Raw genomic sequence first — 24,716 nt, 5'->3', positions numbered from 1 at the left:
GTGCTGGCCAACGCCCCATATCATGTCCATGTCCTCTCCTATTTCCGTGCTTAGCGGGGCTTCCGCGCCCGAGCAGTCGCGCCGCGAAGGCTTCGCCCAAACCCTGCGCGAGTCGCCGATTCCGAACACCGAGCTGCTCAACAATCTGGGCCTGTACCTGAACCGGCAGACGTTTTCGCGCCTGCTGTTCTTCACCGAGCTCTACCAGCAAATCATCCCGGTGCACGGGGTAGCCATGGAATTCGGCGTGCGCTGGGGCCAGAACCTGGCGCTGATGCACGCATTGCGCGGCATCTACGAGCCGTTCAACTACAACCGGAAAATAATAGGATTCGACACCTTCGGCGGTTTCCCATCGGTGGATGTGAAGGACGGTGACCGGGTAAAGGAAGGCGACTACGGTGTGACCGAAAATTACCAGGAATACCTCACCGAAATCCTGGCCCTGCACGAGGCAGACAGCCCCATCCCGCACAAGCGCAAGTTTGAACTGGTGGCCGGCGACGCCTCCGAAACCGTGCCCCGCTACCTGCGCGACCACCCCGAAACCGTCATCGCCTTCGCCTATTTCGACTTCGACATCTACGCCCCCACCAAGGCCTGCCTCGAAGCCATCCGGCCGCGCCTGACCAAAGGGGCCATCGTGGCTTTCGATGAGCTGAACTGCCCCGAGTTTCCCGGCGAAACACTGGCGTTTGATGAGGTGTTTGGCGTGGCCAACTACGCCCTGCGCCGCAGCCCGCTCAACCCGCTGATTTCTTATTTGGTGGTGTAGAACGTCATGCAGAGCGTAGCGAAGCATCTCGCGTGTGGTAGCAATTCAATTGTTGAAATAGAATTAGTTGAGTCACGCGAGATGCTTCGCTACGCTCTGCATGACGTTCTTTAATTTCATCCCGTGACCACCTTCCGCCCCCTCCCGCAAGCCGAATACCGCTACGGAGCCTACCGCCTCATCCCCATCCGATACGAGGACCGGGAGCCCATCCGCGCCTGGCGCAACGCGCAACTGGAAGTATTGCGCCAAGCCGCACCACTCACCGCTGAGCAGCAAGACACTTACTTTCAGCGCATAGTATTGCCGCTATTTGAGCAGGAAAAGCCGGGTCAATTGCTTTTTTCTCTGCTGCATGATAGTGAGCTAATTGCCTACGGCGGCTTGGTCCATATTTCCTGGCTGGATTTGCGGGCCGAGGTTTCGTTTCTGGTAGAACCCACGCGGGCGGCCGATGCAGCTACATACCGGCAGGATTTCCTGGCGCACCTGCGCCTGCTAGGCCAGGTGGCATTTGAGGGCTTGAAATTCAACCGCCTTTTCACCGAAACTTACGACATCCGGCCGGCCCACATTGCCATTCTGGAAGAAGCCGGCTTTCAGCTGGAAGGCCGTTTGCGGCAGCATATCCAGCTTGCGCCGGGTACTTTTACCGATTCACTGATGCACGGCCAACTGGCCGCCGACTATGCCACAGCCTTTGGAATTGCCCTTTAAACGAATTTTCATCAGCGGCGGGGCCGGCGTAATTGGTCAGGAGATGACGCGCCGCCTGGCTACGCTCAATGCTGATATCCAAGTGCTGGTGGGCGACATCAAGCCGCGTCCGGTTGATTTCCCAGCCCAATTCCAGTACCGGCAGGGCGATTTAAACTTCCTCACCGAAGCGGAAATCGCAGATTTTGCGCCCGATTTGTTCATCCACCTCGCCGCCACTTTCGAGCGTTCCACCGAAACCTACGGCTTCTGGGAGGAGAATTTCCGGCACAATGTGCAACTCAGCCACCACCTGATGACGGTGCAGAAGGACCTGCCCTCGCTACGCCGCGTGGTGTTCGCCTCCAGCTACCTCATCTACGACCCGGCCCTCTACAACTTCACGGAAGTGCCGGCCGCGCCCCGCAGCCTACGCGAAACCGACCCCATCCTGCCCCGCAACCTGACGGGCATGGCCAAGCTGGCCCACGAAATCGAGCTGCGCTTTCTCGACACGTTTCGGGCGCAGCAGTTCAGCACGGTGGCCCCGCGCATCTACCGCGGCTATGGGCGCAACGGGCGCGACATCACCTCGCGCTGGGTGCGGATGCTGCTGGCGGGCGAAGAAATCACGGTGTATGGGGCCGAGTCGTTTTTCGACTACCTCTACGCCGCCGACACGGCCGAAGGCCTGCTCCGCTTGGCCGCCGCCGAAACCGTGACCGGCCTCGTGAATCTAGGCACCGGCCGCGCCCGCCGCGTGGCCGAGGTGGTAGATGTATTGAAGCAAAACTTCCCCGGAATGCGGGCCAAATACGTGGCTTCTGACATTCCGTTTGAAGCTTCACAAGCGGATATGACTTTGTGGTCGAGCCAGATAGACTGGCTACCCCCAACTACGCTTGAAGTAGCCATTCCTGAAATCATCGCCTTTGAGCGCGCCCGCCAGGACACCCTAGCTGCTACCGAAGCATCGGCTGCGAAAGGTCCGGGCCACGTTCTCATCAGCAGTATTTCGGCCAAGGTGCCGCTGGCCCATGCGGTAAAAAATGCCGCCAAGCGCCTGAATCCAGGCATCAAAATCGTGGGCGGCGACCTCAACCCGCAAGCCCTCGGCTTTCACTTCACAGATGAAAGCTGGGCGATGCCCATGACGACCGACGAGCACCTGTCAGCCATCATCGGCCATTGCCAGACCCAGGGCATAACGCGCATTATCCCCACCCGCGACGGCGAACTGGCTTTCTGGAGCCGGCACCGCGCCGCCCTGGCCGATGCCAGCATTGCCGTGCTGGTGAGCCCGCCCGAAGCCGTGCAGCGCTGCCTCGACAAGCTCGAATTCAGCACCTTCGGCCAGGAAAATGGGCTACCCATCATCCCCACCAGCCTCAGCATCGATACGCTGGCCGGCGACCAGCCCAATCCCAACGCTGCCTTCGTGGTGAAGGAGCGGCACGGGGCCGGCTCGCTCAGCCTGGGCCTCAACCTGCCCTACGCCGCCGCCGTGGCCCACGCCCAAACCCTATCCGAGCCCATTTTCCAGCCCTTCATCCAAGGCCGCGAAATCAGCGTGGATGGCTACGTGAGCCGCTCTGGCCGGGTACATGGCTTGGTGGCCCGCACCCGCGACGTGGTAGTGCGCGGCGAGTCGCAGATAACCACCACCTTCCACGACCCACAACTGCTGGCCCGCCTCACGCCCATTATTGAAAAGCTGGGCCTCTACGGCCCGTTTGTGCTGCAAGCGCTGCTCACGCCTGATGACGGCCTACACATCATCGAGTGCAATAGCCGTTTTGGCGGGGCCTCCACGCTGGGCATCGCGGCGGGAGTAGATTCGTTCTTCTGGTTTTTGCAGGAAGCGGCGGGGGCTGATTTGCAGCAGTTTCCGTTTCGGCCGGTGGCGGGGCCACTGCGGCAGGTGCGAATGGCCACCGATGTAGTGGTAGCGGTGTAGGGTGCGGGGTCATACCCGGTAGGGCTTGCCCCGCCCGCCGTTGAAAGATTTTAATTTTTAGCCAGCGACCAGTCAGTCATAGGTGACCATTCAATGGCGGGCGGGGGCGAGCCCCGCACCCTACTTTATGCCCGTTCTCGTTTTCGACCTCGACGACACGCTGTACCCTGAGTTGAGCTACGTGCACAGTGGTTTCCGGGCCGTGGCGGAGTTTCTGAGCCCGCTACTGGACGTGCCCGCCGAAACCCTGGCAGCTGGCATGATTGCCGAGGAAGCCGTGCAAGGGCGCGGGCAAGTCTTTGATAACGTGCTACGTCAGCACGGCCGGTGGAGCAAGGCGCTGGTGGCGGCCTGCCTACGCACCTACCGGCAGCACAAGCCTACGCTGAGCTTATTTCCGGATGCTGAGCGCTGCCTCACCCGCTTCGCCAACTGGCCACTCTACATTGTGACCGATGGCCACAAGGAAGTGCAGGCCCGCAAAGTGGCCGCGCTAGGCCTGACCGGCCGGGTGCGCCACGCCTACCTCACCAACCGCTACGGCCGCCACCGCGCCAAGCCCGACCCGCACGTTTTCCAGCTGATTTGCCGGCGCGAAGGTGTGAAGCCGGAAGAAGTGACTTACGTGGGCGACAACGTGCGCAAGGATTTTGTGGGCATCAAGCCGCTGGGATTCAAAACAGTCCGGATTTTGCGCGGAAATTATGCCCACTACGAGGCCGATGCGGCACATGAGGCAGACCGCCGCATTCATTCGCTGGATGAGTTGTAGCGCGGGCTTTTAGTCCGCGGGGCTTCCACCGCGCAGCCAGTATACTCGCGGACTAAAAGTCCGCGCTACATCGCGCGATAGCCCGTGTACCTTTGTGCTTCCGATTCGCCCCCCCCCAAAACCATGACCGAAATCACCATCGGCGGCCGTCCGGTTGGCCCCGCGCACAAGCCGTTTATCATCGCCGAAATGTCCGGCAACCATAACCAGAGCCTCGACCGCGCCCTGGCTCTGGTAGATGCCGCCGCCGCTGCCGGCGTCGATGCCCTTAAGCTTCAGACCTATACCGCCGACACCATTACGATGGACACCGGCTTTGCCATTGACGAGGAAGGCCAGTCGCTGTGGGAAGGCAAGAACCTGTATAAGCTCTACGAGGAAGCCCATACGCCCTGGGAATGGCACGCCGAGCTGTTTGCCCGCGCCCGGCAACACGGCATGCTGGCCTTCAGCTCACCGTTTGATGAGACAGCGGTTGATTTTCTGGAGTCGCTGGACGTGCCTGCCTACAAGATTGCCTCTTTCGAAAATGCCCACTGGCCACTGCTGCGCAAGGTAGCTGCTACCGGCAAGCCCGTGATTGTGAGCACCGGCGCGGCCACCCTGGCCGAGATTGACGATGCCGTGCGGGTGTTGCGCGAAGCCGGCTGCCGCGAGCTGGTGCTGCTGAAATGCACCAGCACCTACCCCGCCTCACCGGCCAATACCAACCTGCGCACCATCCCGGTGCTGGCCGAAACTTTCGGCTGCCCCATCGGCCTGAGCGACCACACCATGGGCGTGGGCGCGAGCGTGGCTGCCGTGGCCCTGGGCGCCTGCGTCATCGAAAAGCACTTTACCCTGAGCCGGGCCGAGGGCGGCGTGGACTCTGCCTTTTCATTGGAGCCGCACGAGTTAAAAAGCTTGGTTGAGGAAACCGAGCGTGCCCACCAGGCATTAGGCACGGTGCAGCTCTGCATCCAGACCGGTGAGGAGAAAAGCCGCCTCTACAAGCGCAGCATTTACGTGGCCAAGCCCATTGCGGCGGGCGAGGAATTCACCACGGATAACCTGAAAATCATTCGCCCCGGCGATGGCCTGTGGCCGCGCCACTGGGACGTGGTGCTGGGCCGCAAAGCCGCCAAAGACCTGAAACCCGGCACCCCGTTGACTTGGGAGGCGCTGTAATGCCGGCCCGAACCCTGCCGCTCATCCCGCGCCTGCGCGACATTTTGCAGCTGCGCTTCACTACCATATTCGCGGGGCTGCCCCCGGCGGCGCTGGCCGATATTTCGCCAGCCAACCCGGCAAAACGACTGGCGCGGGTGCTGGGCTACGCGGGCCTGCGACTGGTGGGCAACATCATCAAGCCGATAAAAAACCGCGACGACCTGCACGGCAAGGTATGGCTCTACGTGGTGAGTGCCAATAACTACGACGCGCTGGAATTCATCCAAAAGTCCCGGCCGGATGCCGTGCTGGTGGCGGGGCAAGGCAAGAACATCGGGCGCTATAACGCAGCAGTGAACCGGCTTTCCTTGCGAAGCAAGCTGCTGTATTACTGGCAATTTCCTATCTCGTTTTTTGGTTTGCTGAAAACTGATGGCGGCCGGGCCTGGCGGTTTTTTGACTTCATTTTCTACGCCATCGGCTACTACGAAGTGTACCGGCGGGCGCTGCGGCACTACCGGCCCAGGGCCGTGATATTCTCCAACGACCACAACGACGACACCCGCTCCCTACTGCTGGCCTGCCGCGCCGAGGGCGTGCCCACGGCCTACGTGCAACACGCCAGTGTGAGTGCCAACTTCCCACCCCTGGGCTTCGACCTGAGCCTACTGGAAGGCCAGGATGCCTTGGACAAGTACCGCCTATGCGGCCCCGTGCAGGGCCGGGTGGAGTTGGTGGGCATGCCCAAGGCCGACGCTTATTTAAATCAGAAAAACACTGCCCCAACCGTGCGCCGGGTAGGCATCGCCTGCAACATCCACGACCCCATGCCGGCCCTGGTAGACACGCTGGTGTACCTGCTACGCGAGCTGCCGCACCTCACCTTCACCCTGCGCCCGCACCCCAGCGACGGCCGCGACTTCGAGCCGCTGCGGAAGCTGCTGCCGGCGTTGCAATGGTCGAGCGCCCGCCAGGAAAACGTGTTCGATTTCCTGCTACGGCAGGACGCGCTGGTTGCCGCCGACACCTCCACGCACCTCGAAGCAACGCTCCTGAACGTGGCCAGCATTTACTTCCGCTTCGGCACCTTTGCCCTCACAAACGACTATTATGGCTATGCCGCGCGCGGCCTCGTGGAGCGTGCCGATACACCCGCCGAACTGGCGGCCGCCCTGCGCCGCTACGCCTTGCACAAGCCCGCCGACCTCTACCTCCGCGCTGCTTATTACAACGCCACGCTGGGCACGCCCGATGAAGGCCGGAGCCAGTTACACACCGCAAACCTGCTAAACAACTGGCTGAATCAATCCATCACAACCAGCTGATAATCGTCTAGTTTTATACAAATAAAAGCCATGCCATCGGCCACTACTCCGCCCCCGATAAGCACCGTTCCGGTTTCAACCGAAATGCGGCTGGCCTATGTGTTGCGGCATTTTCAGTTGGCCTATGTGGACGTGCCATCGGAGCTGATTGGCTACGTTGGCAGCCAGCGGCCCATCGAAGTGGCTGACCTGGCGGACGACTTTTTTCAGGGCCAAAGCCCCTACCCGGCAGCTCCGAACTACCGCGAATGGTCCGGGCAGCGGGTGCCGTTTTTCTTCGATAGCCGGCCCGAGTCCCCACTGCTCGACCGGTATCCCGGCCGTGTCGTTATCAACGCCGATGTCATCTCGGCGGCCTTCTACCTACTCAGCGGCTGGCAGGAATATTTCGCTGATATGCGCGACCGGCACGGGCGGTTCCCCTATGCAGCCAGCATTCAAAAGAGTTATGATTTCGTGGCGCTGCCGGTGGTGAACTACTACTTCGACGTGCTGAAAACGGCCATGGAGCATGTCACTGGCCAGCCACTGCAGCCCCGGCGCTGGGACTGCACGGCTCCTTTCGCGGCCTTCATCACCCATGACATCGACAACCTACGCAGTGCTTGGAAAGCGCCTGCTAAAGCCGCGCTGAAGCAGGGCCGGCTTTGGCATTTCGGCCAGCAGCTGTGGCAGCACCTGACGCGGCCCGATGCTTGGGACAACCTGGAAACCGTGGCCGATACCGTGGCGGAATACGGCGCGGCCTCTACCTTTTTCATGTTGCCAGAGCTTAGGAAAGGTGCTAATGGCACGCCGAATGCCGACTACGCCCTTAACACGGCCCTTCGCCAACGCCTGCATCAACTCCAGCAACAGGGCTTTGAAATTGGCCTGCATGGCAGCATCGGCACTGCGAAAGAGGCTGTCCGATTGAACCAGGAAAAAGCAACCCTGAAACCAGACGGTGACGGCCTGCGCTTCCACTACCTCTGCTGGGAGCCCCGCACGACCCCCGCATTGGTCGAGGCCAGCGGCAGCTTCGCCTATGATTCCACCCTGGGATTTGCTGAGCATTTCGGCTTTCGCAACTCCTATTGCTTGCCGTTTTTTCCCTTCAACTTCTCAACGGGTACCGCCTGTAGCTTCCTCGAAATCCCGCTCAATGTGATGGACGCTACCTTGCACCATCCCAACTACTTGCAGCTGCAACCCGAGGAAATCATGCCCGCACTCCGGCCCATGTTTGAGGAGATTGAGCGGTTCGGTGGGGTAGCCACCGTGCTCTGGCACAACGACCATTTCGACCCGGCCAACCGGGTGACCGGCCCGCGTCAGTTTGCCGAAATAATGGGCTATTTGCAGCAGCGCGGGGCGGCTTTTCTCACTGGAAGCCGGATTGTGGCCGAACTTTGAGGCCCGTCGCACATGCTTCAGCTTGTGCCCGTCAGGCAAGGCACAAGCAAAAAGCATGTGCTACAATTCATTCAATACCATCCTAATTGGGCATCGTTCAGCGCCAGGGCATCCGCAACACCCTGATTTCCTACGTCGGCCTCGCCATCGGCTTTGCCAATACCATTCTGGTGCTGCCGCGCCTGCTCTCGCCGGCCCAGATTGGCCTCACGGCCAGCGTATTGCTGCCCATGGCGACCATTGGGGCACAGGTGGCATCCTTCGGATTCGCCAACATGGGCATCCGGTATTTCCCATTTTTTCGGAATCAGGGGCGCAACCACGCGGGCTTCTTTCCGCTGCTACTGGGGCCGCCGCTGCTGGGCTTTGTGGTGGTGGCGCTGGCCATGCTGGTGGGCAAGCCGCTGCTGCTGCAATGGTACGCTAAGGGCGACGCGGCGCTGCTTTCGCCGCACTACCTAGCGGCCATTGCGTTGGCGGGCTGCATTATGCTGGGCTCGTTGCAGGATGCTTATTTGCGGTCACTCTATCACACATCCTTTTCCTCCTTTTGCCAGGAAATCCTGCTTCGGCTGATGCTGGTGGGGGCCGCCGTGGCTTACAGTCAGGGCGTTATCAGCTTCCACGGCTTCGTACTGGCTTACGTGGGGGCTTACGCGGTGGTGGCGGTGTTGCTGGCAATCTACCTGGCGGCCATTGGTGAGTTGCATTTGCGGCCCACGCGGGCGGCGTTGCGCATCAAGCCGCTGCGTGAGATGCTGGGTTTTGGGGCTTTCGTGCTGCTGAGCAACATCTCGGGCACGGTGCTGCTCAACATTGACAGCCTGATGGTGGGCACCAAAGTAAGCCTGGCGGCGGCCGGCATCTACCTCATTGCCACCAATGTGAGTACGGCGCTGGTCCTGCCCTTCCGGGCGCTCTATAAGACGGCGTTTTCACTCATTGCCGAATACTGGAAAGAAGGCAACATGGCTAAAATGGCCGATTTCTACCGACGCAGCACGCGCATCAACACACTGCTGGGCTGCTACTTAGCATTAGGTATTGGCCTGAATCTTAATTTCATTTACGGCCTCATTCACCGGCCCGAGTTCGCGGTGGGCACCACGGCCGTGCTCTTGCTGCTAGCCGGCCGGCTGTTTGATGGCATCACGGGCGTCAACAGCATTATCGTGGCTACGTCGCCGCGCTACCGGTTTGATTTGGTGTTCAATATCTCGCTCGCCGCCGCCGTGGTCGCCCTCAACTGGCTGCTGATTCCGCGTATGGAGCTGGCCGGCGCGGCCCTCGCCTACTGCATCGCGCTGGTGAGCATCAACACCATCCGGACGTGGTTTGTGTGGCGCAACTACGGTATGCAGCCCTTTGATGGCCAGATTGCACGCATTTTGGCCGTGGCAGCCGTGGCAGGATTCATCGCCTGGGTTCTGCCCGAAACCGGCAATGCTTGGCTCACGCTGCTCATGCGCGGCGGTGTGCTCACGGTGCTCTACGGGGCCGGCGTGTTGCTCACCGGCACCGCGCCGGAGGCCGCCAACTTGTTGGCCAGCCTACGAGCTCGACTCACGCGCTGATTCTTACAAAAAAGAAGGGTGAGCCATCTTCTGGCCCACCCTTCTTTTTAAAGCAAAAACACGCTGTTTAGCAGCAGCTGCCACTCACCGCCTCGCCCGCCGCCACCGCTACCGGCGAAGGCCCGCAGTCGAACAAACCGAAATGCTGGCTGGTATCGCCCAGCACTTTGAAATGGGGCGCGTAACGCGTGTCGGCCACCATGGCGGCCGTGTTACCGCACACCAGCATGGGCCGGCCGGTTTCGAAGGTGTGGTGGTCATCGAGCACGAACTGGTGGGGCTGGCCTGGCACGGTGCCCAGGTAAGTAGCCACCTGGCCGTGGTCTTCGCACTTGTCTTCGATGTCGAGCTTGAAGGCACGCACCGTGAGCGAGTAGAAGCCGATATTACCCACTTTGGCCTCAATCTCGGGGTTGTTGATGGTGAGGCGGCGGCTGCTCATCAGGCGGTAGTCGTTGATGCCCAGGCGCAGCAGCAGACGGCGGAAATCCTCGGTGTACATAGCGCCGCTCAGGCATTCGCCGTACAAAACCGGGTCCTGGCGCAGGTTTTCGGGCACACGGCGGTCGGCAAATACGTCGGCGATGAATAGCTCACCACCGGGCTTCAGCACCCGGAAAATCTCGCGGTAGGTGGCTTCCTTATCGGTGCTCAGGTTGAGCACGCAGTTGCTCACCACCAAGTCCACGCTATTGTCGGCGATATTGGCCGATTTCAGGTCTTCGATGTAGCCGTGGCGAAACTCCACGTTGGGTTTAGAGTAGCCAAAGGTGACGGTATGGGCGTCGATGTGGCGGCGGGCCACGTCGAGCTGCTCCCCGGTCATATCTACGCCGATAACGTGGCCGTTTTCGCCCACCAGCTTTGAGAGCAGATACGCATCGCGGCCCGAGCCGGAGCCCAAATCCAGCACCGTGATGCCTTCAATGGCCTCGGGAATGCACACGCCGCAGCCGTAGTATTTCTCCAGCACCTCCGGCTCCAGCTGCGATAGAATGCGGCGGTGGGCCAACGGAATATCGTCGGTGCAGCACGCATTGGTGAGCAGGTCCTGGCTGGTTTGCAGCTGGGTACCGTAGTAGTCCTGCACCTGAGCGCGGGTTTCGGAAGAAGCCATATCTGGAGAGGGAATTCGATAGTTGAGGTCGAAAATACGTTGTGCCGGGAACAACTGGTTTGGACGCCCGAAGTTCTTTCCAACTATCGCATGGACTCTGCGAGTCCGCGCCTGCCCGGTTTTCGTTTAAACTGTTCCCTACGGCGCATACGGGCGCGGACTCACAGAGCCCGCGCTACAGGCCTACGCTCCCACCAGCACCGGCCGCTCCTCACTCACGCGCTTGGGTGCCGGGCCATCCTGGTGCATTTCGCGGTAGAAGAAGGCGAAGATGAGCGGGAAAATCAGCAGCGTGAGCACCGTGGCCGTTACTAGCCCGCCAATCACCACGATGGCCAGCGGCTTCTGCGTTTCGGAGCCGATGCCCGTGCTGAGCGCCGCCGGGAACAGGCCAATCATGGCCATGAGGGCCGTCATCACCACGGGGCGCACGCGCGAGGCCACGCCCAGGCGCAGGCTTTCGGCCAGGCTCATCTTCTTGCGCAGGTTCTCTTTAAATACGGTAATCAGGACGATGCCGTTCTGAATACATATCCCCAGCAACGCGATGAATCCGATGCCTGCCGAAATCGAGAAGTTGACACCCGTAATGTGCAGCGCCGCGATGCCACCAATGAGTGCAAACGGCACGTTGGCCAGCACCAACGCGGCATCCTTGCCGTTGCCGAAGGTGATGAACAACAGGATGAAAATGATAACCAGCGACACCGGCACCACCTGCGTGAGCCGCTTGGTGGCCCGCACCTGATTCTCAAACTCGCCGGCCCACTCAATGCGGTAGCCCTTGCCGAGCTTGATGGTCTGGTCCATTTTCTTCTGCGCTTCGGCGATGGTCGAGCCCATGTCGCGGTCGCGGATGGAGAATTTCACGGCGATAAAGCGCTGACCATTATCGTGGTACACGAAAGCCGGGCCGTTTTCGGTTTTGATGGTGGCAATTTCCTTGAGCGCCACCTTGCCGCCCCGGATGGTGGGCACGCGCAGCTCGCCAATCTTGGCTTCGGTGTCGCGGTCCTGCTTGGGGTAGCGCACGGTCACGTCAAACTTGCGCTCGCCTTCGTAAATCTGGGTGGCGGCCTTGCCGCCCACGGCCATCTCCACTACTGTCTGTGCATCAGCCGTTTGCACGCCGTAGGCGGCCATGCGGGTCTGGTCGAGGCGCACGCTCATTTCGGGCTGGCCCAGGTTCCGCAGAATGCCCAGGTCCTTCACGCCGCGCACGCCGCCGAGCACTTTCATCACCTCATTGGCCTTGCCGTCGAGCTCCTTCAAATCATTGCCGAAAATCTTCACCGCCAGCGCGGCATTGATGCCGGCCACCGCCTCCTCCACGTTGTCAATAATGGGCTGCGAGTAGTTGAAAATGATGCCGGGGTACTCCTTCAGCTTCTTGTCCATTTCGTCAATCAGCTGCTCCTTTGTGATGTTGCGCTTCCACTCCTCCTTGGGCTTGAGGTTGACCTGCGCCTGCACGTAGTAGATGCCCGAGGGGTCGGTGCCGTCGTTCGAGCGGCCGGTCTGGCTCAGCACCGAAGTCACCTCTGGAAATGAGCGCAGGATGCGGCGGTAGTTGGCCGCCATCTTGTTGGTTTCGGTGAGCGAGGACGACATCGGCAGCTTGGTTTCTACCCACAGCGCGCCCTCGTTCAGCTCCGGCAGAAACTCCGAACCCAGCAGCTTGAAGGAATATAAACCGGCCACAACAATGGCCATCGTCACTCCAAAGCTCAACAGCTTGTGGCGATAAGTGAAGCCAAAAGCGCTGGTTACGATGTTGTCGAAGAAATTCACCACTGGGTTGTTCTTCTCCTTCACATCCTTATTGAGCAGCAGCGAGCACAGCACTGGCACCAGCGTCAGGGTCAGAATCAGTGCGCCAATCAAGGCGAAGCCCAGCGTGTAGGCCAGCGGACTGAACATCTTGCCCTCCACTTTCTCGAAAGCGAAAATGGGCAGCAGGCAGGTCAGAATAATCAGCTTGGCAAAGAACACGGCCTTTCCCAGCTCGCCGCCGGTCTTCTTAATCATGCCCAGCTTGGCCAGCTTGTTGAACTTCTCCATCCCCACCTGATGCGCCTTGTGGTCGAGCACCACAAAAATGCCCTCCACCATCACCACGGCCCCGTCGATGATGATACCGAAGTCAATCGCGCCCATACTCAGCAGGTTGGCACTCATGCCTTTAAGGCGCAGGCACACGAAGGCAAACAGCAGCGCCAGCGGCACCACCACGCCCACCGTGAGCGTAGTGCGCCAATCTGCCATGAAGATGAGCACGATGAGCGTCACCAGCACAATGCCCTCAATCAGGTTGTGGATTACGGTGTGCGTGCAGTGGTCCATCAGCACGTCGCGGTCATAGAACGTTTTGAGGTACACGTCGTTGGGCAGAACTTTCTCGTTAAGCTCGGCGATTTTAGCCTTCACGCGGCCCAGCACCTCAGCGGGGTTTTCACCCTTGCGCATGATGACGATGCCTTCTACCACGTCGCTCTGGTCGTCCAGCCCAGCCTGGCCCACACGAGGGGCGTTGCTTTCAGTCACTTTGGCCACGTTGCGCACCAGCACGGGCACGTTGTTGATGTCCTTGACGATGATGTTACCGATGTCTTCGGGCTTGGTGAGCAGGCCGATGCCGCGCACCACGTAGCTCTGCGAGTTCTTCTCAATCACGTCGCCGCCCACGTTCATGTTCGACTTCTGCACGGCCTCGAATACCTCCAGCGGGGTCATGTCGTACTTGGCCAGCATGGCAGGGTTTACGCTGATTTCGTACACCTTACGCGTGCCGCCGAAGGCCGCGATGTCGGCCACGCCGGGCACGGATTTCAGCTGCCGTTCCACCGTCCAGTCCTGAATGGCAAGCAGCTCGTTGGTACTGCGGCCGGTGCGGCTCTGCACCGTGTAGCGGAAAATCTCACCGGTGGGACCGTAAGGCGGCTGCACGTGCGAGTCGCACCCGACCGGCAAATTCACCCCACTCAGCAGGTTGTTCACCTGCTGCCGGGCGAAGAAATCTTCCACGTTGTCCTCGAAGTTTATCTTGAGCACCGATAAGCCAAACATACTGATACTGCGCATGTTGCTTTTCATCTGCACCGAGTTCATCGCCACCTCAATGGGCGTGCTCACGAACCGCTCCACCTCCTCGGCCGAGCGGCCAGGCCAGAGGCTCACGATAATCATCTGGGTATTCGTCACGTCCGGAAACGCTTCGATGGGCGTGTGGACGTAGCTGTAAGTGCCGCCGGCGACGAGCAGCGCCGTCATGAAAAAGATGAAGAAGCGGTTCTTCAGCGAGAAGGCAACGATGCCGGAAATAAACTTATTCATGCAAGTGCGTGGTGGGAAGCAGCGACGTGTCGAGTTGCGATGGCGGCCTATTTGAATAGTTGCCGGCCGGAAAATGAGAATCTGGTGAAAAGTTGATGAGAAAACAATGAGGATTTTATGAAGCCGTGAAGGATATATGAAGCCGGAAAGCATAAAAAAAGCCCGCCACCTGGTTAAGGCAGCGGGCTTTTTTTATGTAGCGTGGACTCTGAGAGTCCGCGCGTAGCAGATGTCGTTCGGGCAGGCGCGGACTCGCAGAGTCCACGCTACAGCTGGTTAGTGCGTAGCCACCGGCTCCACGTAGCCGGGCTCGCCGGGCAGCGCCACGTACTTGGTGTGCTCTGAGCGGTAGAAGCGCTCGAACACCAGCGGGAACACAAAGAGCGTGAGGATGGTACCCGTTATCAAACCACCGATTACCACGATGGCCAGCGGCTTGGAAGTCTCCGAGCCAATGCCCGTTGAGATGGCGGCCGGCATCAGGCCGATGGTGGCCATGAGGGCCGTCATCACCACCGGGCGCACCCGGGAAATCACGCCTTCGTTGATAGAATGGTCGAGCGAGTGCTTCTTGACCAGATTCTGCTTGAAGACGGAGATGAGAATCACGCCGTTCTGAATACAGATACCGAACAGAGCGATGAAGCCAATACCGGCCGAAATCGAGAAGTTGGTGTGCGTGATGAGCAGCGCCGCGATGCCGCCGATAATGGCAAACGGCACGTTGAGCAGTACCAGCCCGGCATCCTTTAGGTTGCTGAACAGGATGAAAAGGATGAAGAAGATGAGGCCCAGCGAGATGGGCACCACCTGCGTAAGGCGCTGCTGGGCGCGGCGCTGGTTCTCGAAGTCGCCGGTCCATTTCTGCTCGTAGCCGGCGGGCAGCTTCACGTGGCGGTTCACTTTTTCCTGCGCTTCCTTGATGGTAGAGCCCATGTCGCGGCCGCGGATGCTGAATTTCACGGCAGCGAAGCGGCGGTTGTCGTCGCGGTAAATCAGGCTCGGGCCGGTGACGGAGCCGATGTTGGCAATTTCGGAGAGCGGAATGGTTTTGCCCGATTGGGTGGGCACCATCAGGGCCGCGATTTCGGCCGGCGTCTGCCGGAACTGGGGCTCGTAGCGTACCCGGATGGGGAATTTGCGCTCGCCTTCGTACAGTTGTGTGGCTTCCTTGCCGCCCACGGCCATTTCCAGCACCGAGTTGGCGTCCGATTTATTCACGCCGTAGCTGGCCATGCGGCGCTCGTCGAGGTCGACATGGAACTCGGGCTGGCCGATGTTGCGCAACACGCCTAGGTCGTCAATGCCCTTCACGGTTTTCAGCACCTCATACACCTCGCGGGCCTTGGCCTCCAGCGTAGCCAGGTCGGTACCGTAAATCTTCACGGCAATGGAGCCTTTCACGCCCGAGGCGGCTTCCTCCACGTTGTCGGTAATAGGCTGCGAGAAGTTGAAATCGACGCCCGTAAACTTGTCGAGCTTGGCTTTCATGCGCTCCACCAAATCCTCGCGGTAGGCCTTTGATTTCATCTTCTTCTCCACTTCCGGCGTGTGCTTGAGCTGCACCAGAAACTCGTTGTTATAGAAGCCCGTGGGGTCGGTGCCGTCGTTGGGGCGGCCGGTCTGGCTCACCACGTCGCTCACCTCGGGGAAGCTCAGGAAGTCGCGCCGCATCTGGTTGCACAGCTCGTTTGAGGATTCCAGGCTGATGCTCAGCGGCAGCTGCGCCCGCACGTAAATCGAGCCCTCGTTCAGCTCCGGCAGGAACTCCGAGCCCAGGAATGAGAAGGAATACAGGCCCACGGCCGTCACAACGAAGGCGATGATGAGCGTGGCCGTTTTGCGGGCGTAGGTGAAGCGGAAGAAACGGTTGGCCCCGTTGTTCACGCCGCGCACGAAGAAGTTGTCCTTCTCCTTCACGTTCTTTTTCAGCAGGATGCTCACCAGCACCGGCACCAGCGTGAGGGTGAAAATCAGCGCGCCCAGCAGGGCAAAACCCAACGTCCAGGCCAGCGGGCTGAACACCTTGCCTTCCACCTTCTCGAAGGAAAAAATCGGCAGCAACGCGGTGATAATAATGGCTTTGGCGAAGAAAATCGACTTGCCCATCTCGCGGCCCGACTTCTTAATCAAGCCTAGCTTGGAGAGCTTATTGAACCGCTCCATGCCCAGCTCATGCGCCTTATGGTCGAGGGCCACGAAGAGCCCTTCCACCATCACCACCGCGCCATCGATGATGATACCGAAGTCAATCGCGCCCATGCTCAGCAGGTTGGCGCTCATGCCGCGCAAGCGCAGGCAGATGAAGGCAAACAGCAGCGCCAGCGGTATAATCACCGACACAATCACCGTCGTGCGCCAGTCGGCCATGAACAGGAACACGATGAGCGTGACCAGCACAATGCCTTCCATGAGGTTGTGAATCACCGTCTCCGTCGAGAAATCGATGAGTTGCTGCCGGTCGTAGAAGGTTTTCATCTTCACGTCGGGCGGCAGGATTTTTGAGTTCAGCTCTTCCACCTTATCATGCAGGCGGGCAATGACTTCCGAAGGGTTTTCGCCCTTGCGCATCACCACGATACCTTCCAGCTTGTCGTCCTCGAAGCCGCGGCCGACCTGGCCCAGACGCGGCAGGGCGCTTTCGGTCACTTTGGCCACGTCGCGCACCAGAATCGGCACACCGTTCACGTTCTTTATCACCGTGTTGGTGATGTCGGAGATGTTGTTCAGCAGGCCGATGCCGCGCACCACGTAGTTCTGCTGGCCCTCGTTTATCACGTCGCCTCCCACGTTGATGTTGGAGCGCTGCACCGCCGTATAGAGGTCGAGCGGCGTGAGGCCGAAATCCTGCAACTTGCCGGGGTTCACCGAGATTTCGTAGTCCTTCACCTCGCCGCCGAAGCTGTTCACGTCGGCCACGCCGGGCACGGCTTTCAGGTTGCGCTCAATCACCCAGTCCTGCAGAGTTTTGAGCTCGCGTACGGTCTTGGTTTTGCTTTCCAGCGTGTAGCGGTAGATTTCGCCGGTGGGGCCGTAGGGCGGCTGCACGTCGGGCGTGATGCCGTCGGGCAGGTCCACTTCGCGCAGCAGGTTGTTCACCTGTGGGCGCGCGAAGGCATCGTCCACGCCATCGTCAAAAATCACCTTCACCACCGACAGGCCGAACAGCGTGGTGCTGCGCACCGAGGCCTTTTTCTGTACCGGGTTCAGGGCAATTTCGATGGGCACAGTCACGAACTTCTCCATCTCCTCGGCCGAGCGGCCAGGCCACTGCGTGATGATGGTGATTTCGGTGTTGGTAACGTCCGGGAAGGCCTCGATGGGCGTGTTCCGGTAGCTCACGATGCCCATCACCACCACCACGAGCGTCATGAGGAAGATGAAGCCCTTATTCTTAAGCGAAAAGGCAATAATGCCTTGAATAAACTTGTTCATTTTCAGTTTCTAACAGTGAAGAAACAATGATGATTGGGTAGATTATAAAGGCAGTATTGTCCCAGAGCAAGGCCAAAAAGCCATTGCTCGGAGTCAATATCAACCTTATCTGATTAGTCGTTCAGCTCGTCGTAAACCAGCAGCTGGTCTTTGGCAATCACTACGTCGCCGGGCTTCAGGCCCGAGGTCACGTAGCTGTAATCGCCCACCGTTTTGCTGATGGTCACGGGCCGAGTCTCGACATGGGTGCGGTCCTTGAACACCATCACGAAGTTGCGGTCCTTGTCAAATACCACCGATTTGGCGGGCACGGCCAGGGCCTTCGCCCCTTCCGTGTTCTCGACGCGCACCTGCGCATACATCTCGGGTTTCAGCAGATAGCCGGGGTTTTCGAGGCGCACGCGCACCTTCATCACCTTGCTGTCGGGGTCGAGCACGTTGAACACCTTGTCAATCTTGCCCCGGAAATGCTTGTCCGGGTAGCTCAGCGTGGTCACGTCGGCCGAATAGCCTTCCTTCACCTTCGAGATGTCCGACTCGAACACGTTGGCCATAATCCAGACATCGTCCAGGTCGCTCACCGTGAACAGGTTTCCCACGTTGTCGTTGTTAAACTGCTCGTGGTCAGTCGCATTCTTCTCCGTGATGAAGCCCGAAATCGGCGCGCGCAGCGTGTACATCCCATCGGCCCCGATGCCGTAGACGCTGAGCTGCTTCACGTTTTTGCCCACCGTGCCGCGGGCTTTGGTCACCTCGGCGCGGGCCAATACCACGTCGCGCTCTGAGTTCAGGCCGGCTTTGTACATGTCTTCGGCCACGGCCAAGTTCTTGCGGGCAATGTCGAGGTCGGAGCTGGCGGCGGTAGTCTGGTTCTGCACGTCGGCAATCTCGCCCGATTTGATGACGGCCAGCACCTGGCCTTTGGTCACCTTGTCGCCGAGCTGCACTTTCAGCTGCTCCACCACGCCGCCCACCAGCGGGTACACTTTCACCGTTTTGTCGCCGTCGGTGGCAATTTCGCCGGTCAGCACCAGTTCGTCCTGCACTGGGCGCAGGCGCACCGTGTCGAGCACAATCTGCTGCATCATGGTGTCGGACAGGCGGAAGCCCTCCTTCTTTTCTTCTTTGACTTCGGGTTTGGAGCAGCCAACCAAGGTTACGGCGGTCAGCAATGCTAGAAAGGAGCGGTTCATCAGGAGGTAGGTGTTAGCCAATGGCCTTGGGCCAGCAGCTTATGATATTTTCAGGATTAAGACAGTTGCGGCGGTAGCTAAGCCGAAATTATTCGGCCCGGAAAATGGGCTTGCCGATAGCAAAATTCAGTTGCTCAAAAGCCCGCACGCGGTTGGCCCGCAAGGTGTTCAGCTGCACCAGGTTATTCTTGTAAGACTCGAAAAAGTCCAGGTATTCCACCACGCTCAGAATGCGCTTGGCATAGCTCTGCTCAATGCCCACCATCAGCCGCGCAAAGGGTGCCGTGTCGCGGTCGGTGTTCTGAAAAAGGTCGTCGTTGCGGGCGGCCAGCTGGTAGGCCTGGTGCACCTCGTTCTGGACCACCAGCTGCTGCTGGTCCACCAGCAGCTTGCTACCGGCAATCTGGGCCTTCGCCACCTGAATATTGCCTTGGTTGCGGTTGAAAATCGGCACGGCAATGCCCAGCGTCAGGGCCTGGTAGTTGTCGATGTAGGAGCCGGCTTTGTCATAGGTGTAGCCCACGGCTAGGTCGGGCGTGGCCAGCTTTTGCTGGAGGCGCAGATTCAGGTTTTGCTGCTCCACGGTGGCGCGGCGGGCGTTCAGGTCAGTGCGTAGCACCAGGGCCGTATCGGCCAGCTGCTGCTCCGAGTAGCTTTTCAGACTCAGGTCGCGGGTTTTGTTCACGTCCACCACCGGCACAAACTGGGTGCCTGTCGCATCGCGCACCAGCACGTGCAGGTCGGTCTGGTCCGAAGCCACGTCGTTGAGCAGGGTTTGCCGTTCGCTTTGCAGCGTAAAGAGGAAAGCCCGCAGGCGAATCACCTCTTTCAGCGCAATGTTTCCCTTCTCAAACTGCGTTTGGTACAGGCCCACGGTGCGCGTCAGCGAGGCAATTTCCGTAGCGTAAGCCTTCAGCGTCTGTTGCTTGAAGTAGATGTCGTAGAACGTGGTGCGCAGCTGGTAGCGCAGGTTGCGCAGCAGGTCCTGGAGGTTGTACTGCTCCACCACAGCCCCTTGCTGGGCAGCTTGGCCAGCTGCCTTGCGCCGCCCTGCCAACGAAAACAGCTGCTGCACCGTCACCACAGCCTGGCTGCTGGCGGTACCCTCTGGCACCGTAGGGCGGCCAATGCGACGGCGCAGCACGTCCTGCTCTACATACAGCGTGGGGTTGTCAATCAGCCGGGCCTGTACGGCCTGTGCCTGGGCCACCGTCACGTTGTACTGCTGGGCCAGCACGGCCAGGTTGTTTTGGAAGAAGCGTTGCTCGGCGTCGGGCAGCGTCAGGCGAATGGTGTCAGTTGGGGAGGCCTGGACGGCCGCGGCGCTTTGGGCGGCTGCCGGCTGAGCGGCCAGGCACCACGCCCCAAAAAGAACCAGAAAAGGAAAGCGGGACATAATTGGCGTTGATTTCCTGACAAAGGTGCCAGTACCTGTATGAGGATAAAATGAATGTTCCTTTTACCCCTCGAACGCCCGCTAAACCTCGGTGAACACCCATTTTTCAAGGGGCCAGTTTTTTGCGGGCCGGGCGGCCCCTACATGGTCTGCGTCAGTCCGGCCACTCCACCGGCTACCTGCACCGCCAGCAAATACCCCTGCACCAGCTGCGAGGAAACCGTTGGCAGCACATGGGCCCACAGGTCTGGGGGAGTGCTACGCAGGCCCAGGGACGCCGTAAGTATCAGCAGCAGCGCCCAGGAAATAGTCCGCCCTTCCCGGTTCCGGCCCTTCGTTGGCTGGGTGCCGGCCGTCAGGCCCAAGGCATCGGCCACAGCCCGCAAATCAAGGGGCAGCAAGGTGCTGAGCTGGTTTTTGATGCCAATTAAATTCGCCGAAACCGCCGCCGCCGACAGCCGGTTACGCTCGGCATACTGGCCCAGCAGGCCCGGCAGCACCGCCCCCACCAACGTCAGCAGCGTGCTGGCTGTGGTGCGCTTCACCTGCGCGTAGCGGCTTACCGAAGCGGCGATGGTCTGCCAGGAATTGCCGAACAACACCAGCAGCAGCGTTTCGCCCTGCATCATGGCGCTGCCGGCCTCCTGGCCACTGCCCAGAATGCCCAGCATTCCGGTCACGCTGCCCAGCCCGTACCGCGTCGTCTGATAGGCCCGGCTGCTCCATTCAAAAAGCAATTGGGCATCCGAGGTTTCGGCTTGCCGGGCCATGCCGCCCATCATCACGGGCAGCACGCCTTCCACGGCACGCTTCATGCCGTTTTCGCCCTCGCCCAGGCGGGCAGCCAGGTGGTTAATCAGCTCACGGGGAAAGGCTTTGGCAATGGCAGAGAACAGTGCAGACATGGCAGAACAGGAAGATGTGGTAGAATCTTTCTCGTGGTATCGATGCAAAGTAGCTAAATAGTAATAGCATAAGCATTATGTACGCGGCGGAACTCAAAATTTGCCCGACCAAACTCAAAATTTGCCTGCTGAATGAAATAAAGCTCTTCCCATTTTCAGGCATAAAAGGCCAAATTCGCATACCATCCCGCACTCAGCCAACGAAAAAAGCCCGACAGTTTGCCGGGCTTTTTTTCTATAGGCTACCTAACCGTTAGTCGTCCTCGTAATCAAGCCCGAGGCAGCTATTCAGCGCTTGCAACAGCTCGCTGGCAGCGTGCTGCTGGCCGGCGGCGCGGGCCGTTTTCAGTCCGGTGCGGTACACTTTTTCGGCCTCATCCTTTTTGCCGAATTGCTCCAAAAGCTTGCCGGCGTGGTAGTAAGTGCCCACGTAATCGGGGTGTTCGGTTAAGAGTTTGTGATAAAATTCCCAGGCCCGTTCCGGCTCTTGGGCGCGGTATTCGGTAGCCAGGGCATATATGGTGAAGGCATCGGTGGGGTCATCGGCATAGAAAGCCAATAACTGTTGCAAACGAGTGGTCGGAGTGTTCATCAGGGCAGGAGTTTTGTTTACCTTTGGGGCAAAATTGCGGCTTTTCCACCGCATATCCCTTGTTAAAGATTGGCTACCGGAAACCGGCAAGCTACTATAGGTTGTTATGCATGCAGCCTTTTTCATTCGATTTCGCCACCCTAATCCCGCTTAGATGAAGTTTCTGGTTTGTATTTCCAACGTGCCCGACACGACCACCAAAATTGCCTTCACCCCCGATAACAAGGAGTTCAATAAGGCCGGTGTGCAGTTCGTGATTAACCCTTGGGATGAGTACGCCCTCACCCGCGCCATCGAACTGAAAGAAGCCGCCGGCAGCGGCACCGTAACTGTGCTGAATGTAGGCGAAGCCGACACGGAGCCCAACATCCGCAAGGCGCTGGCCATCGGGGCCGATGACGCCATCCGGGTGAACGCCGCGCCGCAGGACGCCTACTTCGTGGCCGAGCAGATTGCGGCCGTTGCCAAAGAGGGTGCTTACGACGTGATTTTGATGGGCAAGGAAAGCATCGACTACAACGGTTTCCAGGTGCACGGCATGGTGGGCGAAATGCTCGGCATCCCGACCGTGGCCCCGGCCATGAAGCTGGATATGAGCGGCAACACCGCCACGCTGGAGCGCGAAATCGAAGGCGGCAAGGAAATCGTGACCGTGAACACGCCCTTCGTGGCCTCGTGCCAGCAGCCCATGTGCGAGCCCCGCATTCCCAACATGCGCGGCATCATGACGGCCCGCACCAAGCCCCTGAAAGTGGTGACCGCCGTGGGCGAGCCCGCCCGCACCACCGTAGCCGAGTACGCGCTGCCGCCCAAAAAGCAGGGCGTGAAGCTCATCGACGCTGAAAATGCCGGCGAGCTCATCAAGCTGCTCCGCAACGAAGCCAAGGTTATTTAATTCGTCTGTCATGCTGACGGAGGAAGCATCTTATCACGGCTGCTTTCGTCGCAATCCCCAATTCTAACAGCGCCAGCGTGATAAGGTCCTTCGCTGCGCTCAGGATGACAAAAAATAAAAATCATGTCTGTATTAGTTGTAGTTGAATGCGCCGACGGCGAAGTAAAAAAGTCGTCGCTCGAAGTAGCCTCTTACGGGGCGCAGGTGGCTGCCCAACTGGGCACTACCGCCACGGCCATTGCCGTAGGCGAAGCCAATGAGGCCAACTTGGCCAAGCTCGGCGAGCAGGGCATCACGAAAGTGCTGTACGATGCTGAGCCCCGCCTCAAGGATTTCGTAAACAATGCCTACACGAAGCTCATCGCCACGGCAGCCGAGCAGGAACAGGCTAAAATCATCGTACTGGCTAACTCCAACATTGGCGCGGCAGTAGGTTCGCGCCTCTCGGTGCGGCTGAAGGCCAGCCTGGCCACCAACGTGGTAGAGCTGCCCAAAACCGACGGCGGCCAGTTCACGGTGAAGCGGGGCGCATTCTCGGGCAAGGCGTTTTCGGACGTGGTACTGAGTGGTGACCGCAAAATCATCGCCGTGAAGAAAAACTCGACCGAAGCCAAGCACGATGCTGGCAAAACGGCCGAAGTGGTAAGCTTCGCAGCCCAGCTATCGGACGCTGATTTTGCTGATGCGCCCACGCAAGTGGTGATGCAGGACCAAGCCGGCGGCATTTTGCTGCCCGAGGCCGAACTCGTGGTATCGGGTGGCCGCGGCATGAAAGGCCCCGAGAACTGGCACCTCATTGAGGACCTGGCTAAGGCTCTGGGTGCGGCTACGGCTTGCTCCAAGCCCGTATCGGACGTTGACTGGCGCCCTCACCACGAGCACGTGGGCCAGACCGGCATCACCATCTCGCCGAACCTGTACATTGCCTGCGGCATTTCGGGTGCCATCCAGCACCTGGCCGGCGTGAATAGCTCGAAGGTGATTGTGGTCATCAACAAAGACCCGGAAGCTCCTTTCTTCAAAGCGGCAGATTATGGCATCGTGGGCGACGTTTTTGACGTACTGCCCAAACTAACCGCCGCTGTAAAGGCCCTTAACTAGGTTTACTGTGCAGGCATTGGGGACTCGGTCCGGTGGTTTTCGCAAGAAGCCGCGGGCCGGGTCCCCAATCTTTTTTCAGCATTTCCGGTTTCTACGGTAGGTTTTGGCCGCAGATACCCGGACTTTTCTTTATTTGCACGTACATCCTGTCTACCGGCTTCGGCCCGGCCCCTCCCTCCTTTCCGCTTCCAAGACACCCAGTTCCTTATTCCCTTGAAAAAAATCCAGCTTGAAATCCTGGGCCTTTCGTCCAGCCAGTCACAATCTGGCTCCTTCGCGCTGATTCTGGGCGAGAAGGGCGGCAACCGCCGCTTGCCCATTATTATCGGCATGTTTGAAGCACAAAGCATTGCCATTCAGATAGAAAAGATTAGCCCCAATCGGCCTCTCACGCACGACCTGTTCAAATCTTTTGCTGAACACGTGCACGTTGTGATTCTGGAAGTGGTAATTTCTGACCTCAAAGAAGGCGTCTTTTATTCACGCATTGTATGCTCCGACGGGGCGACGACATTCGATATCGATGCCCGGCCTTCCGACGCTATTGCCATCGGCCTGCGCTTCGGTGTTCCCATCTATACGGTTGAAAGCGTGCTAAGCGAAGCCGGCATTATCCTTTCCGACCTCGACGAAGCCGAAAGCGAAGCTGAGGAGGACGATGAAGATGAGGACGAAGACAACGACACGGACTCGCCCCGCGCCAACCGTCCCCAGCCCGAGCCCCGCGAGCCCAGCGGCCAGGTTTCGCTGGACGAGCTGACCAAAATGCTGGCCCAGGCCCTCGAAAAAGAGGACTACGAGAAAGCCGCCAAAATCCGCGACGAGTTGAACAAGCGCAACGGCTAAGACCACAGATTTAACGGATTTTAGCGGATAAAACAGATTTTTTGTGGTTCCGCTTTCCCGTTTCCGTTATTGATGCCTTTTGAAAGCGCTGCCTTCTCATCGGGGGCAGCGTTTTCGTTTTCTTTGCAGTTATGGACTCCAACCTCGACCCACTCAAATACCCCATTGGCCGGCCGCAGCTGCCCACCAGCCCCCTCGCCCCTGCCGAACGCACGGCGTTTATTCAGCAGTTGGCCGAGCTGCCGGCTCAGCTCACGGCC

The 24,716-nt window shown here is 59.4% G+C and carries 18 protein-coding genes; 11 read left to right on the top strand and 7 right to left on the bottom strand.

Going from position 1 to position 24,716, the window contains the following annotated elements; all coding sequences use genetic code 11:
* Positions 1-28: 28 nt before the first annotated feature.
* The 8 genes from AAFH49_RS15550 to AAFH49_RS15515 all read left to right on the top strand — a co-directional run bounded on the left by AAFH49_RS15550 (position 29) and on the right by AAFH49_RS15515 (position 9,643).
* A complete protein-coding gene (locus AAFH49_RS15550; protein ID WP_342299609.1) occupies positions 29-775 on the top strand; it encodes a class I SAM-dependent methyltransferase in 747 nt (248 codons plus the stop codon).
* Positions 776-898: 123 nt separating this feature from the next.
* Positions 899-1,492 (top strand): GNAT family N-acetyltransferase, encoded by a 594-nt coding sequence (locus tag AAFH49_RS15545; RefSeq protein ID WP_342299608.1) that lies wholly within the window; start codon positions 899-901, stop codon positions 1,490-1,492.
* Positions 1,464-3,428: an NAD-dependent epimerase/dehydratase family protein gene (locus AAFH49_RS15540; protein WP_342299607.1), complete on the top strand. Its 1,965-nt coding sequence runs from the start codon at positions 1,464-1,466 to the stop codon at positions 3,426-3,428. The genes AAFH49_RS15545 and AAFH49_RS15540 overlap by 29 nt, the downstream gene beginning before the upstream one ends.
* Positions 3,429-3,555: 127 nt before the next feature.
* On the top strand, positions 3,556-4,200 hold the full coding sequence (locus AAFH49_RS15535; RefSeq protein ID WP_342299606.1) for an HAD family hydrolase: 645 nt from the start codon (positions 3,556-3,558) through the stop codon (positions 4,198-4,200).
* A gap of 123 nt (positions 4,201-4,323) precedes the next feature.
* A complete protein-coding gene (gene pseI, locus AAFH49_RS15530) occupies positions 4,324-5,367 on the top strand; it encodes a pseudaminic acid synthase (protein ID WP_342299603.1) in 1,044 nt (347 codons plus the stop codon).
* Positions 5,367-6,674, top strand: coding sequence for a glycosyltransferase family protein (locus tag AAFH49_RS15525; RefSeq protein ID WP_342299602.1), 1,308 nt, complete (start codon positions 5,367-5,369; stop codon positions 6,672-6,674). Before pseI ends, AAFH49_RS15525 begins: the two co-directional genes overlap by 1 nt.
* Positions 6,675-6,758: 84 nt before the next feature.
* Positions 6,759-8,069, top strand: coding sequence for a DUF7033 domain-containing protein (locus AAFH49_RS15520; RefSeq protein ID WP_342299600.1), 1,311 nt, complete (start codon positions 6,759-6,761; stop codon positions 8,067-8,069).
* An 86-nt stretch (positions 8,070-8,155) separates the two neighbouring features.
* On the top strand, positions 8,156-9,643 hold the full coding sequence (locus AAFH49_RS15515; protein ID WP_342299599.1) for an oligosaccharide flippase family protein: 1,488 nt from the start codon (positions 8,156-8,158) through the stop codon (positions 9,641-9,643).
* 67 nt (positions 9,644-9,710) lie between these two features.
* Here AAFH49_RS15515 and AAFH49_RS15510 read toward each other — a convergent pair whose 3' ends face one another.
* The 7 genes from AAFH49_RS15510 to AAFH49_RS15480 all read right to left on the bottom strand — a co-directional run bounded on the left by AAFH49_RS15510 (position 9,711) and on the right by AAFH49_RS15480 (position 21,614).
* Positions 9,711-10,760 (bottom strand): methyltransferase domain-containing protein, encoded by a 1,050-nt coding sequence (locus tag AAFH49_RS15510; protein ID WP_342299598.1) that lies wholly within the window; start codon positions 10,758-10,760, stop codon positions 9,711-9,713.
* 183 nt (positions 10,761-10,943) lie between these two features.
* Positions 10,944-14,093, bottom strand: coding sequence for an efflux RND transporter permease subunit (locus AAFH49_RS15505; protein WP_342299596.1), 3,150 nt, complete (start codon positions 14,091-14,093; stop codon positions 10,944-10,946).
* A 276-nt stretch (positions 14,094-14,369) separates the two neighbouring features.
* A complete protein-coding gene (locus tag AAFH49_RS15500) occupies positions 14,370-17,528 on the bottom strand; it encodes an efflux RND transporter permease subunit (protein WP_342299594.1) in 3,159 nt (1,052 codons plus the stop codon).
* A gap of 113 nt (positions 17,529-17,641) precedes the next feature.
* Positions 17,642-18,721: an efflux RND transporter periplasmic adaptor subunit gene (locus tag AAFH49_RS15495; protein WP_342299591.1), complete on the bottom strand. Its 1,080-nt coding sequence runs from the start codon at positions 18,719-18,721 to the stop codon at positions 17,642-17,644.
* 88 nt (positions 18,722-18,809) lie between these two features.
* Positions 18,810-20,117, bottom strand: a complete 1,308-nt coding sequence (locus tag AAFH49_RS15490; RefSeq protein ID WP_342299590.1) for a TolC family protein — start codon at positions 20,115-20,117, stop codon at positions 18,810-18,812.
* Positions 20,118-20,257: 140 nt separating this feature from the next.
* The gene (locus AAFH49_RS15485; RefSeq protein WP_342299588.1) at positions 20,258-21,022 is read right to left on the bottom strand and encodes a DUF937 domain-containing protein; all 765 of its coding nucleotides are present in this window, start codon (positions 21,020-21,022) and stop codon (positions 20,258-20,260) included.
* Between the two features lie 253 nt (positions 21,023-21,275).
* The gene (locus AAFH49_RS15480; RefSeq protein ID WP_342299586.1) at positions 21,276-21,614 is read right to left on the bottom strand and encodes a tetratricopeptide repeat protein; all 339 of its coding nucleotides are present in this window, start codon (positions 21,612-21,614) and stop codon (positions 21,276-21,278) included.
* A 154-nt stretch (positions 21,615-21,768) separates the two neighbouring features.
* Here AAFH49_RS15480 and AAFH49_RS15475 point away from each other — a divergent pair, with 154 nt between their 5' ends.
* The 3 genes from AAFH49_RS15475 to AAFH49_RS15465 all read left to right on the top strand — a co-directional run bounded on the left by AAFH49_RS15475 (position 21,769) and on the right by AAFH49_RS15465 (position 24,456).
* On the top strand, positions 21,769-22,509 hold the full coding sequence (locus tag AAFH49_RS15475) for an electron transfer flavoprotein subunit beta/FixA family protein (protein WP_342299585.1): 741 nt from the start codon (positions 21,769-21,771) through the stop codon (positions 22,507-22,509).
* Positions 22,510-22,632: 123 nt separating this feature from the next.
* Positions 22,633-23,610 carry an electron transfer flavoprotein subunit alpha/FixB family protein gene (locus AAFH49_RS15470; RefSeq protein WP_342299584.1) on the top strand — a complete coding sequence of 326 codons (978 nt, stop codon included), beginning with the start codon at positions 22,633-22,635 and terminating at the stop codon, positions 23,608-23,610.
* 213 nt (positions 23,611-23,823) lie between these two features.
* Positions 23,824-24,456, top strand: a complete 633-nt coding sequence (locus AAFH49_RS15465) for a bifunctional nuclease family protein (protein ID WP_342299583.1) — start codon at positions 23,824-23,826, stop codon at positions 24,454-24,456.
* Positions 24,457-24,716 lie beyond the last annotated feature (260 nt).

It is taken from the genome of Hymenobacter segetis, from assembly GCF_038448715.1.
Taxonomy (GTDB): domain Bacteria; phylum Bacteroidota; class Bacteroidia; order Cytophagales; family Hymenobacteraceae; genus Hymenobacter; species Hymenobacter segetis.
The sequence above is the reverse complement of the archived record's forward strand: the minus strand, read 5'-3'. Positions and strand labels throughout refer to the sequence as shown.

Coding starts and splice junctions, on each gene's coding strand:
- AAFH49_RS15550 (WP_342299609.1), top strand. CDS start 29: ATGTCCTCTCCTATTTCCGTGCTTAGCGGGGCTTCCGCGCCCGAGCAG.
- AAFH49_RS15540 (WP_342299607.1), top strand. CDS start 1,464: ATGCCACAGCCTTTGGAATTGCCCTTTAAACGAATTTTCATCAGCGGC.
- AAFH49_RS15535 (WP_342299606.1), top strand. CDS start 3,556: ATGCCCGTTCTCGTTTTCGACCTCGACGACACGCTGTACCCTGAGTTG.
- pseI (WP_342299603.1), top strand. CDS start 4,324: ATGACCGAAATCACCATCGGCGGCCGTCCGGTTGGCCCCGCGCACAAG.
- AAFH49_RS15525 (WP_342299602.1), top strand. CDS start 5,367: ATGCCGGCCCGAACCCTGCCGCTCATCCCGCGCCTGCGCGACATTTTG.
- AAFH49_RS15520 (WP_342299600.1), top strand. CDS start 6,759: ATGCGGCTGGCCTATGTGTTGCGGCATTTTCAGTTGGCCTATGTGGAC.
- AAFH49_RS15510 (WP_342299598.1), bottom strand. CDS start 10,760: ATGGCTTCTTCCGAAACCCGCGCTCAGGTGCAGGACTACTACGGTACC.
- AAFH49_RS15505 (WP_342299596.1), bottom strand. CDS start 14,093: ATGAATAAGTTTATTTCCGGCATCGTTGCCTTCTCGCTGAAGAACCGC.
- AAFH49_RS15500 (WP_342299594.1), bottom strand. CDS start 17,528: ATGAACAAGTTTATTCAAGGCATTATTGCCTTTTCGCTTAAGAATAAG.
- AAFH49_RS15495 (WP_342299591.1), bottom strand. CDS start 18,721: ATGAACCGCTCCTTTCTAGCATTGCTGACCGCCGTAACCTTGGTTGGC.
- AAFH49_RS15490 (WP_342299590.1), bottom strand. CDS start 20,117: ATGTCCCGCTTTCCTTTTCTGGTTCTTTTTGGGGCGTGGTGCCTGGCC.
- AAFH49_RS15485 (WP_342299588.1), bottom strand. CDS start 21,022: ATGTCTGCACTGTTCTCTGCCATTGCCAAAGCCTTTCCCCGTGAGCTG.
- AAFH49_RS15480 (WP_342299586.1), bottom strand. CDS start 21,614: ATGAACACTCCGACCACTCGTTTGCAACAGTTATTGGCTTTCTATGCC.
- AAFH49_RS15475 (WP_342299585.1), top strand. CDS start 21,769: ATGAAGTTTCTGGTTTGTATTTCCAACGTGCCCGACACGACCACCAAA.
- AAFH49_RS15470 (WP_342299584.1), top strand. CDS start 22,633: ATGTCTGTATTAGTTGTAGTTGAATGCGCCGACGGCGAAGTAAAAAAG.